Origin of the sequence: Aliiglaciecola sp. 2_MG-2023 (genome assembly GCF_030548145.1) — a bacterium.
Lineage (GTDB): Bacteria > Pseudomonadota > Gammaproteobacteria > Enterobacterales > Alteromonadaceae > Aliiglaciecola > Aliiglaciecola lipolytica_A.
Genome location: NZ_JAUORY010000044.1, coordinates 1 through 10718, shown reverse-complemented (window position 1 = coordinate 10718; position 10718 = coordinate 1). Strand labels below are relative to the sequence as shown.

The 10718-nt window shown below is 41.1% G+C and carries 14 protein-coding genes; 13 read left to right on the top strand and 1 reads right to left on the bottom strand.

Features of this window, described 5'->3' with window-relative positions:
• Positions 1 to 400 precede the first annotated feature (400 nt).
• From Q4567_RS21815 to Q4567_RS21765, 11 genes are all read left to right on the top strand, one after another.
• Entirely contained in the window at positions 401 to 796 is a 396-nt protein-coding gene (locus tag Q4567_RS21815; RefSeq protein ID WP_216047059.1) for an ATP synthase subunit I, read from the top strand.
• Between the two features lie 58 nt (positions 797 to 854).
• Positions 855 to 1667 carry a F0F1 ATP synthase subunit A gene (gene atpB, locus Q4567_RS21810; protein WP_216047058.1) on the top strand — a complete coding sequence of 271 codons (813 nt, stop codon included), beginning with the start codon at positions 855 to 857 and terminating at the stop codon, positions 1665 to 1667.
• A 57-nt stretch (positions 1668 to 1724) separates the two neighbouring features.
• Positions 1725 to 1973: a F0F1 ATP synthase subunit C gene (gene atpE / locus Q4567_RS21805; protein ID WP_008842484.1), complete on the top strand. Its 249-nt coding sequence runs from the start codon at positions 1725 to 1727 to the stop codon at positions 1971 to 1973.
• A 39-nt stretch (positions 1974 to 2012) separates the two neighbouring features.
• Entirely contained in the window at positions 2013 to 2483 is a 471-nt protein-coding gene (atpF, locus tag Q4567_RS21800) for a F0F1 ATP synthase subunit B (RefSeq protein ID WP_216047057.1), read from the top strand.
• Between the two features lie 14 nt (positions 2484 to 2497).
• Positions 2498 to 3031, top strand: a complete 534-nt coding sequence (gene atpH, locus Q4567_RS21795) for a F0F1 ATP synthase subunit delta (protein ID WP_216047056.1) — start codon at positions 2498 to 2500, stop codon at positions 3029 to 3031.
• Positions 3032 to 3045: 14 nt separating this feature from the next.
• Positions 3046 to 4587 (top strand): F0F1 ATP synthase subunit alpha, encoded by a 1542-nt coding sequence (gene atpA, locus Q4567_RS21790; RefSeq protein ID WP_216047055.1) that lies wholly within the window; start codon positions 3046 to 3048, stop codon positions 4585 to 4587.
• 52 nt (positions 4588 to 4639) lie between these two features.
• Positions 4640 to 5500 carry a F0F1 ATP synthase subunit gamma gene (gene atpG, locus Q4567_RS21785; protein WP_216047054.1) on the top strand — a complete coding sequence of 287 codons (861 nt, stop codon included), beginning with the start codon at positions 4640 to 4642 and terminating at the stop codon, positions 5498 to 5500.
• A 31-nt stretch (positions 5501 to 5531) separates the two neighbouring features.
• Entirely contained in the window at positions 5532 to 6917 is a 1386-nt protein-coding gene (gene atpD / locus Q4567_RS21780) for a F0F1 ATP synthase subunit beta (RefSeq protein WP_216047053.1), read from the top strand.
• A gap of 57 nt (positions 6918 to 6974) precedes the next feature.
• Positions 6975 to 7388: a F0F1 ATP synthase subunit epsilon gene (locus tag Q4567_RS21775; RefSeq protein WP_216047052.1), complete on the top strand. Its 414-nt coding sequence runs from the start codon at positions 6975 to 6977 to the stop codon at positions 7386 to 7388.
• A gap of 297 nt (positions 7389 to 7685) precedes the next feature.
• Entirely contained in the window at positions 7686 to 8204 is a 519-nt protein-coding gene (locus Q4567_RS21770; protein ID WP_216047051.1) for a PEP-CTERM sorting domain-containing protein, read from the top strand.
• A gap of 173 nt (positions 8205 to 8377) precedes the next feature.
• A complete protein-coding gene (locus Q4567_RS21765; RefSeq protein WP_216047050.1) occupies positions 8378 to 8806 on the top strand; it encodes a CBS domain-containing protein in 429 nt (142 codons plus the stop codon).
• On the opposite strand, the gene Q4567_RS21760 is transcribed toward Q4567_RS21765, so the two are convergent.
• On the bottom strand, positions 8798 to 9763 hold the full coding sequence (locus Q4567_RS21760) for an integron integrase (protein WP_303502416.1): 966 nt from the start codon (positions 9761 to 9763) through the stop codon (positions 8798 to 8800). The two genes, Q4567_RS21765 and Q4567_RS21760, sit on opposite strands and share 9 nt — an antisense overlap.
• Positions 9764 to 10158: 395 nt before the next feature.
• Here Q4567_RS21760 and Q4567_RS21755 point away from each other — a divergent pair, with 395 nt between their 5' ends.
• Both Q4567_RS21755 and Q4567_RS21750 read left to right on the top strand, forming a co-directional pair.
• Positions 10159 to 10368 carry a hypothetical protein gene (locus Q4567_RS21755; protein WP_303502414.1) on the top strand — a complete coding sequence of 70 codons (210 nt, stop codon included), beginning with the start codon at positions 10159 to 10161 and terminating at the stop codon, positions 10366 to 10368.
• A 5-nt stretch (positions 10369 to 10373) separates the two neighbouring features.
• Positions 10374 to 10559 carry a hypothetical protein gene (locus Q4567_RS21750; RefSeq protein WP_303502412.1) on the top strand — a complete coding sequence of 62 codons (186 nt, stop codon included), beginning with the start codon at positions 10374 to 10376 and terminating at the stop codon, positions 10557 to 10559.
• Positions 10560 to 10718: the final 159 nt, after the last annotated feature.

Here is a 10718-nt window from a genome sequence, read left to right as displayed (position 1 = left end):
TTTTTGCGGGGCTAAAGCACCCGCCTACAGATTGAATAGCGAAAGATTGTAGGATGGGATTTATCCCATTTGAATATAGTGATTTTTACGGGGCTAAAGCACCCATCTATAGTGTTGCAAAAACGTGTATTTGCCCTTTTGGTATTTTTCCACGGTAATTAAAAAAACACGAACATAAAATGCAACCCTGGCAGTATATAAAGTGCCTTAGTTTTCCTACCAAAGTGTTATATGAAATGCGAAAAAGCTGGGTAAAATCTACTTCCCAGCGGCTAATTTTGTTCTTAAGTATGTATTAATACAAATTACACAACAAAACGCGCTTAATGGTTGAATATTTGCGATAAAACAGTATACTTTTGGCGCTTTTTGTTGAGGTTTAAACGCGCAGAGGGATAAATTGGCTACTAGCTTAACTACCGAAGGTCGACAGTTGGCTAGAAAAGTACTGTTTTTTCAAAGTATTATCGCCATTGTATGTTCTATTTTTTTTGCGATTTTTAAGGGCCAAAACAGCGGAATTTCAGCTTTGTACGGTGGTATTACCTGTTTAATTCCAGCTTTTGTTTTTGCTTACTATGCGTTTAGATATGCCGGTGCCACTCAAAATAAATTGGTAGTACGGAGTTTTAGCAAAGGCAGTAAAGTTAAATTCTTTTTGACCATAATTTTATTCTCCCTAGCATTCAAATGGTCAGAGGTAGAGTTTTTACCGTTATTAGTCACTTATCTGATAACGATGATGGCCCAATGGCCAATAATTAGTTTTTTACATCGCGTTAAAGCTACCTCTTAAAGGTAAATAACGAGATGAAATACCAGTATCTTTAACTTTATACAATTTGGATGGAAAAATGGCAGGATCGGGTGGCGAACAAACCATTAGCGGTTATATTCAGCACCATTTGACCAATGCAACTGTCGGAGAAGGGTTTATGACTCTTCATGTCGACACGCTCGCATGGTCTGTGGTTCTTGGATTAGTGTTTATTTTAAGTTTTCGTGCAGCAGCAAAAAAAGCAACAGTTGGTGTTCCTGGTAAGTGGCAGGCACTGGTTGAAATTATTGTTGAATTTGTTGCTGATACAGTCAAAAGTACCTATCACGGTAAAAGTCCTCTTATAGCGCCATTAGCACTCACGATCTTTGTGTGGGTACTGCTAATGAACTTGATGGATTTGATCCCGGTAGACTTCTTACCTACATTGGCAGCTCTAATTGCTGGCGAGTCTATGGACGTTATCGCTGCTGGCCAATCACATACATATATGAAAGTGGTGCCTACCACAGACGTAAACATGACCTTCGCATTATCGATAGGCGTGTTTGTTTTGATGATATTTTATTCCATCAAAATCAAAGGATTCGGCGGCTTTATGAAGGAGCTGTATGCTCATCCGTTTAACACGCCGTGGTTGTACTGGTTCAACTTTATACTTGAATTAGTATCGTTACTGGCCAAACCCTTGTCTTTATCATTGCGTTTGTTCGGTAACCTCTACGCAGGTGAGCTGATATTTATTCTGATTGCGGGCACTATGGGGCTATGGCAATTGCCGTTGCACTTCATATGGGCTGCTTTCCACTTGTTGGTCATTCCGTTGCAAGCGTTCATATTCATGATGTTAACCATCGTGTATTTGAGTCTGGCAAGTGAAGAACACTAATTTCTAACATTATAATTTTTTTTTAAACTTTAACTTAAAACACAAAGGTGAAAATCTATGGAAATCTTGGGTAATCTATATATCGCTGTTGGTATTTTGATTGGTCTGTGCGCACTAGGGCCTGCTATTGGCTTTGGTATCTTGGGTGGTAAATTTCTTGAGTCTGCTGCTCGTCAACCAGAGCTAGCACCTACTCTACAAGTAAAAATGTTCATCGTAGCGGGTCTTATCGATGCTATCGCGATGATTGGTGTGGCTATCGCACTATTCTTGTTGTTTGTTGAAAGCGCGAAGTTTGCTGTTTAAGCACAACAATTGTAATCAACGAACTTAGGAGGAGCGGACTTGAATATCAATTTCACTCTATTTGGCGAATTAATAGCATTTATATTCTTCGTGTGGTTCTGCATGAAGTATGTATGGCCCCCTATTATGGGCGCTATTGAAGACCGCCAACAAAAAATTGCTGATGGCTTAGCGGCTTCAGAACGAGGTGAAAAAGACCTTGAACTGGCGCAACAAAAAGCGACTGAGCAATTAAAAGAAGCGAAATCACAAGCAGCTGAAATTATCGAACAAGCCAAAAAGCGTGCAAATCAGATTGTTGATGAAGAAACGCAGAAAGGCCATTCCGAGCGTGAAAAAATTATCGCTCAGGGACATACCGAAATTGAAGCAGAGCGTAACCGTGTGAAAGAAGATCTTCGTAAGCAAGTTGCAGTATTAGCTGTTGCTGGCGCTGAGAAAATCTTGGCGAGAGAAATCGACGCCGCTGCACAAAGTGACATAGTTGAAAAACTTGTCGCAGAGCTATAAGGGGCACATGAGCTATGTCTGAATTGACAACTGTTGCTCGCCCTTATGCTAAAGCAGCTTTCGACTATGCGGTTGAGAAGCAAGCTGTAACACACTGGCAAGATATGCTGATGTTTGCAGGCGAAGTAGCAGATAACGAGCAGATGGAAGACATCTTAACGAGTGCTATGGCTGCTGAAAAATTGGCTGAATTGTTTAACAGTGTATGCGGTGAACAACTCGACGAAGCTGGTCAGAACCTAATTGGTGTTTTGGCTGAGAATGGACGCTTAAAAGCGCTACCTGATATTGCATTGTTGTTTAATCAATACAAAGCTGAATTCGATAAAGAAATTGATGTAGAGGTTACCTCTGCTGTTGAATTAAGTGAAAAACAACTATCTGAAATCAGCGCGTCTCTTGAGACACGTCTTGCACGAAAAGTTAAGCTGAATTGTAACGTCGATGCTGCCATTGTTGCCGGAGTCATTATAAAAGCCGGTGACACAGTAATTGATGGTTCGGTTAGATCAAAACTACACCGTCTATCAGACGTTTTACAATCATAGCGGGGAAATAGAGCATGCAACTGAATTCCACTGAAATTGCAGAACTGATCAAAAAACGAATTGAACAGTTTGATGTAAAAAGTGAAGCTCGTAACGAAGGTACTATTGTTGGTGTTACTGACGGTATCATTCGTGTCCATGGCCTTGCCGATGTAATGCAAGGTGAAATGATTGAGCTTCCTGGTAATCGTTATGCTATCGCATTGAACCTTGAACGAGATTCTGTAGGTGCGGTAGTAATGGGTCCTTATGCGGATCTACGTGAAGGTATGAAAGTCCAATCTACTGGTCGTATTTTGGAAGTTCCTGTTGGCCGTGCCCTATTAGGTCGCGTAGTTAACACTTTGGGTGAGCCTATTGATGGTAAAGGCGCAATTGATGCTGAAGGTTTCGAACCTGTAGAGAAAATTGCACCTGGCGTAATCGAACGTCAATCAGTAGACCAACCAATCCAAACAGGTTATAAGTCGGTTGATGCCATGATCCCAGTAGGTCGTGGACAACGTGAATTGGTTATCGGTGACCGTCAAACAGGTAAAACTGCTTTGGCAATCGACGCCATCATCAACCAAAAAGGTACAGGCGTAAGTTGTGTATACGTAGCGGTTGGCCAAAAGGCTTCAACTATTGCTAACGTAGTACGTAAACTTGAAGAGCACGGCGCAATGGATCATACCATTGTAGTTGCCGCTTCTGCGTCTGAGTCTGCAGCACTTCAATACTTAGCACCATACTCTGGTTGTACAATGGGTGAGTTTTTCCGTGACCGCGGTGAAGACGCACTAATCGTATACGATGATTTGTCTAAGCAAGCTGTAGCCTATCGTCAAATTTCATTGCTACTTCGTCGTCCTCCAGGTCGTGAAGCTTATCCTGGTGATGTTTTCTATCTTCACTCTCGTCTTCTTGAGCGTGCTGCTCGTGTAAACGAAGTTTATGTAGAAAAATTCACTAATGGTGAAGTAAAAGGCCAAACTGGTTCATTGACTGCATTGCCAATCATTGAAACTCAGGCAGGTGACGTATCAGCATTCGTACCAACTAACGTAATATCAATTACTGATGGTCAGATTTTCTTAGAATCTGATTTGTTTAACGCGGGTATTCGCCCAGCTGTTAACGCCGGTATTTCGGTATCTCGTGTAGGTGGTGCAGCGCAAACTAAAATCATCAAGAAACTAGGTGGCGGTATTCGTCTAGCTTTGGCTCAGTACCGTGAATTGGCTGCTTTCTCGCAATTCGCATCTGACCTTGATGAAGCAACTCGTGAACAACTTGAGCACGGTGAGCGCGTTACTGAATTAATGAAGCAGAACCAATATGCACCACTTGCAGTGGGTGACATGGGTGTGTCTTTGTTTGCAGTAGAAAAAGGCTTTTTGAAAGGCATTGAATTGAATAAAGTGTTGGATTTTGAAGCATCACTACATTCATTCATGAACGCTGAATATGCTGAGCTTATGAAAACACTTAACGACACCGGCAATTACAACGGTGACATTGAAGCCCAGTTGACTGAAGCTTTGGAAAAATTCAAAGCGACACAAACTTGGTAATCAATTGGGTAGCTTAACCGCTACCCTAACGTTGAGAAATCGGAGATAAGTCATGGCCAGCGGTAAAGAGATAAAAGGTAAGATCGGGAGTATCAAAAATACTCAAAAGATCACCAGTGCTATGGAAATGGTTGCCGCGTCTAAAATGAAAAAGGCGCAAGACCGTATGGAATCCAGCCGTCCATATGCCGAAAGCATGCGAAAAGTGATTGGTCACGTGGCCCACGGTAACCTTGAATATCGCCATCCTTATTTGGATGAGCGCGAGGTGAAACGTGTTGGTTATATTGTGATTTCAACTGACCGTGGTTTGTGTGGTGGTTTGAACTCAAATGAGTTCAAAAAAGTAAGCATCGACGTCAAAAAATGGCAAGACCAAGACGTTGAAGTAAGCTTCGCTGCATTGGGCGCAAAAGCATGTGGTTTTTTCGGCCGATTCGGAGGCAAGGTACTTGCTGCTGAATCTGGCATAGGTGATTCGCCAAGTGTTCAAGATATCATTGGTTTAGTGCGCGTTATGTTAACTGCGTACAACGAAGGAGAAATAGACCGTCTGTTTTTGGTCTATAACGACTTTGTAAATACCATGACACAAGAACCCAGAATCGATCAATTGTTACCTTTGCCTAAGTCTGATGAAGAAGAATTAAAGCATCGTTGGGACTACATATACGAACCAGATCCAAAACCAATTTTGGAAAAATTAATGGTCCGTTATATCGAATCTCAGGTGTACCAAGGCGTAGTAGAGAACTCTGCGTCAGAGCAAGCCGCGCGAATGGTAGCGATGAAAGCCGCTACTGATAATGCCGGCGATCTAATCGATGATTTGCAATTGGTATACAACAAAGCACGTCAAGCAGCTATCACTCAAGAAATTAGTGAAATAGTTAGCGGCGCGGCAGCGGTGTAGGCAAAGGTTTAAAAATTAATGAGGACTAAACATGAGTCAAGGTAAGGTCGTCCAAATCATTGGTGCGGTTGTGGATATTGAATTTCCACAAGATGCCGTTCCAACTATCTATGACGCACTGATTGTTACCGAAGGTAACTTGAAGGGATTAACCTTAGAAGTGCAACAGCAACTTGGTGGCGGAGTAGTACGTAGTATCGCACTAGGAACCACTGACGGCTTGAGCCGTGGGTTAGCTGTAGAAAACACAGGTGCACCTATTACAGTTCCAGTTGGTACCAAAACATTGGGCCGTATCATGGACGTACTAGGTAACCCTATCGACGAAGCGGGCCCAATTGGTGAAGAAGAGCGTATGTCTATTCACCGTGCAGCGCCTAGCTACGAAGAACAATCTAGTTCTGTTGAACTACTAGAAACTGGTATCAAAGTAATCGACTTGGTTTGCCCATTCGCGAAAGGTGGTAAAGTTGGTTTGTTTGGTGGTGCTGGTGTTGGTAAAACAGTAAACATGATGGAATTGATTCGTAACATCGCAATCGAGCACAGTGGATACTCAGTATTCGCCGGTGTTGGTGAGCGTACTCGTGAAGGTAACGATTTCTATCACGAAATGAACGAATCTAACGTACTAGACAAAGTATCATTGGTTTACGGTCAAATGAATGAGCCTCCTGGAAACCGTTTGCGCGTTGCGTTAACTGGTTTGACAATGGCTGAGAAATTCCGTGACGAAGGCCGTGATGTATTGTTCTTCGTAGATAACATCTATCGTTATACCCTAGCTGGTACAGAAGTATCTGCACTTCTAGGTCGTATGCCGTCAGCAGTAGGTTATCAGCCTACATTGGCTGAAGAAATGGGTGTACTACAAGAGCGTATCGCATCAACTAAGACTGGTTCAATCACTTCAATCCAAGCGGTATACGTACCTGCGGATGATTTGACTGACCCTAGCCCAGCAACAACCTTTGCTCACTTAGATGCAACAGTTGTATTGTCTCGTGACATCGCATCTTTGGGTATTTACCCAGCGGTTGATCCACTAGATTCTACGTCTCGTCAGCTTGACCCTCAAGTTATTGGTCAAGAGCACTACGACACAGCACGTGGCGTTCAGTCGGTTCTTCAGCGTTATAAAGAACTAAAAGATATCATTGCGATTCTAGGTATGGATGAATTGTCTGAAGAAGACAAACTATCTGTATCTCGTGCTCGTAAGATCCAGCGTTTCTTGTCACAGCCATTCTTCGTTGCTGAAGTATTTACCGGTTCTCCTGGTAAATATGTATCGCTAAAAGATACTATCAGTGGCTTTAAAGGGATTCTTGCAGGTGAGTATGATCACTTACCAGAGCAAGCTTTCTATATGGTTGGCTCAATTGACGAAGCCGCTGAAAAAGCCAAAGGCAAATAAGACGCAATTATTGCGTCTTTTTCCTTAGTTTTTTCTTAAACCTAATTAGGAGGTCCCATGGCAATGACAGTACATCTGGATGTGGTAAGCGCCGAAGACAAGATTTTTTCTGGTCTGGTAGAAACTATTCAGATTACCGGTAGTGAAGGTGAGCTAGGAATACATCCTGGTCACGCGCCTTTAATTACCGCGTTAAATCCTGGCATGGTTCGTTTGGTTAAACAGTTTGGTGAAGAAGAAGTCATCTACATTGCTGGTGGATTGTTAGAAGTTCAACCTGGCACTGTTACTGTTTTGGCTGATACAGCTGTTCGCGCAGAAGACTTAGATGAACAATCTGCTTTAGAAGCAAAACGTTCAGCTGAAGAACATATCGCAAACGCTGGAGCTGACTTCGATTACGCTGAAGCAGCTGCTCAATTAGCAGAAGCTATAGCGCAAATTCGTTTAATTCAGAAATTGCGTAAATAACCAGAATTTAGTTATTCGTAAAAACCCAGCCAAGTGCTGGGTTTTTTTATTGCTTGTACATGTTAGTAGGCAGCGAATCGAACTTACAATGATGATCCTGTAACCTTTAACATCATTACACTATCTGAAATTTCCCCAAAAACACCTTCAATCCGTCAACTATTTTTACAGTTACATTTCTGGTCTTTTCTAAATAACTGAAATATAGCTATTTTAATCATGGTGTAATATATGCTTATTATTTGTACAGTGACGTTTGATCAGCGTGCTATTACGCTAAACAACTTTGGAATATTTATGAAAAAACTAAAACTATTTTCTCTGGCTATTTTCTTGTTCACGGTCACTAACCTTGCAAATGCAGCTTTAATCAAATTTAACGCAACTGGTGTAGCTGGGGTGTCTGGTTTTGTAGAATTCGATGACAGTTTGTTTAGTGGAACTAGTGGTCAAATTCTTTCCAATTCCATTGTCACTGATCTGAGCTTAGATGTGTTTGGCGAGTTATTTTCATTGGCAGACGTGGCATTAACAGCTAGCACCATTTTTGATTCAACCGGTCCTACTCCTGTCATAATTAATGGTTCTGGGAACCTAGCAGACAACGGCGTGACAGCAATAGCCTTTTTCCCTGATGGTTTTTCTGGTACCACGTTTGACGGTGACGCATCACTGTCCACTGGGCCAACTGGAAGCTTAGCTGATACAGATTTCTTTGCGGTAAAATGGGAAGTGGCTACAGAGGTACCTGAACCAAGTGCATTGCTGTTGTTAAGCGCAGGACTACTTCTGTTTGGTAGAAGAAAAACTAAATAAAAAGTACCTGTTGTAACATTAGACAAAACCCAGCCAAGTGCTGGGTTTTTTTATAACTAAGCTTTTGTAATAATTATAAATTGACCATAAAAGCAGATTAGTACTGGTTTCAAAAGTGAACTCTGGTTTATAGTTAATCCATATAAATCAGCGTAAGGACGTTGTTCTTTGATATGAAAATCAAAACTATCATGACCACAGATATAGTTTGTGTACAAATGGACAGCACCTTATCTGAGGTAAAAAGATTATTTGAAAATCACCGCTTTCATCATTTGCTTGTTGTTGAGAATACTAAGCTAGTGGGCATTCTCTCCGATAGAGATTACTTAAAAGCAATTAGCCCGAATATTGATACAGCTGTTGAATCGCTAAAAGATGTAGCTAGTTTAAACAAGCGGGTGCACCAAATAATGAGTCGAGACTTAGTCACCCTACCCCCCACCAGCGGACTTTTCAAAGCCATTCAAATGTTTAATTCACATCGAGTTTCTTGTATCCCCGTTATAAATGTAAATTTTCAACCGGTGGGTATTCTAAGCTGGCGAGATATCTTTAAGTTTGTAGAGACAAAACAGTTAGAAAAATACCTTTCAAAATAGATTAGATAACGGGCTAATGACAGAGTTTCCACCTCGTTGCAAAATATGTGTATATATTTGCGTGGTGCGAAGATCAGCATGGCCCAGTTGATCTTGAACCGTGCGAATATCGGCCCCAGATTGCAGCAAATGCGTCGCAAATGAATGTCGAAGAGTATGAGGGGTAACGTTTTTTTGAATGTCAGCAAGCTTAGTTGCAACTCTAATGGCCTTTTGCAAACCAGACTCATCTATATGATGACGCCGTAACTTTTTAGTTTCCGGATCGGTAGATAGACGACTAGAGGGAAATAGATATTGCCATCCTAACTCCCTACTGGCTGATTTATATTTTATGCGCAATCTATTGGGCAACCAAACTCCAGAAAAAGCCGGATTGACGCTATCGGCAAGCAAATAACGGTCAACTAGCACCACCTGTTTGTGTAAATCCGATAGCAGACTATCGGCCAAAGTGACAACACGGTGCTTGCCGCCTTTACCATGCCATATGCGTATCGATTTAAAATCAAAATCGATATCTTTAACCCGCAATCGAATACATTCCATCAACCGTAAACCACTACCGTATAAAAGCGATGCAGGTAGTTTGTAATTAGCGCTTATACAATTTAATAAACCACGTACTTCTGACTGAGTTAATACAACCGGCAGTTTTTGTTGTCGGGTACTACGTGCGTAATTTAGTTTTAAGGATAACGGGTTATCTATAATCTCGGCATACAAAAATGAAAGCGCATTTAACGCAATTTTTTGCGTAGACACGGCGACATCCAATTCCAATACAAGATGAGATAAAAACAACTCAACTTCTAGATTGTGTAACTGTGCAGGATGTCGCTTTTTATGAAAAATAATAAAACTGCTGATCCAAGTTAAATACGTCTCAATGGTGCGCTTAGCATAATGACGCTTATACATTTCATCTTTTACCATCGACAGAAAAGGCGATTTCATCCGTTTTACATTCCTTGTAAAAACACTGTATAAAATACCAGAATAGCCAACACTTCCGTATAACAGCAAGAATTAGGAAATAAACTGTACTTCCCATACCATTAACCTACGCCACAGGACATATTTTTAACCTGTACAGGCACTTATCAATTATGTTAAAAAAGACAATAACTAAATAAAGGAAATATTCCGCGTACAGATAAAGGATGTTTCCGTACTAATAATATTGTTAGAAGGCGCATAGATGTTTTGAAATCGCGTGAAATGCCAACATCATTTCTTTTTTCTTCTAGGTGGTTTTAAACACAATAGATAGTTAATCAGTTAAGGTTGTTTGAACTGTTTAGTTGTTTCAGGCTATCTTTAAACAAGGAAATTACAGGGGTTATTATCTGGTGGTTATATTAGGTAATAGTGTTATTCAACAGACAAAGGATGTTTACAGCATGTTTATTGCGCCGTCTAACAAAGCAAATCAAGTACGCTCCTTCGTCGCCGGACGCAAACTCGCTGGCTGGGGCTCATTCTTCGCCAAGTATAGCCAGCAAGCTTGCGCCGCTTATTTGAAGCGTTATGTGCCAAGTAGAATTCGCATAAAAGGATAAATCGAATGAGAAAAGTGGTTCTGTTTTCTAAGACTAAGAAATGGTGGCATGAAAGCCCTGATCTAGATTTATTGAACGCCCAGATAACTGAAATGGAAAAAGATGGTTGGGCTATTGTTTCCATTTCAGCAAATACTAATTTCTTAGGATTTATATCGTCATATACTATTTTGGTAGAGTCATCAGGTTGATTGCACATAACAAAAACATCATGGTGGGAATTTTACTCGCTGGCCTTCGGCCAAAAGCGCTCCTAAAATCCCCATATGTTAAGCGTTAGCAACCTAAGGAATGGTCAACATTGAGAAAGTTTTTTAGATTTTTTTGGAACGCTGGTGCCACTATATTTT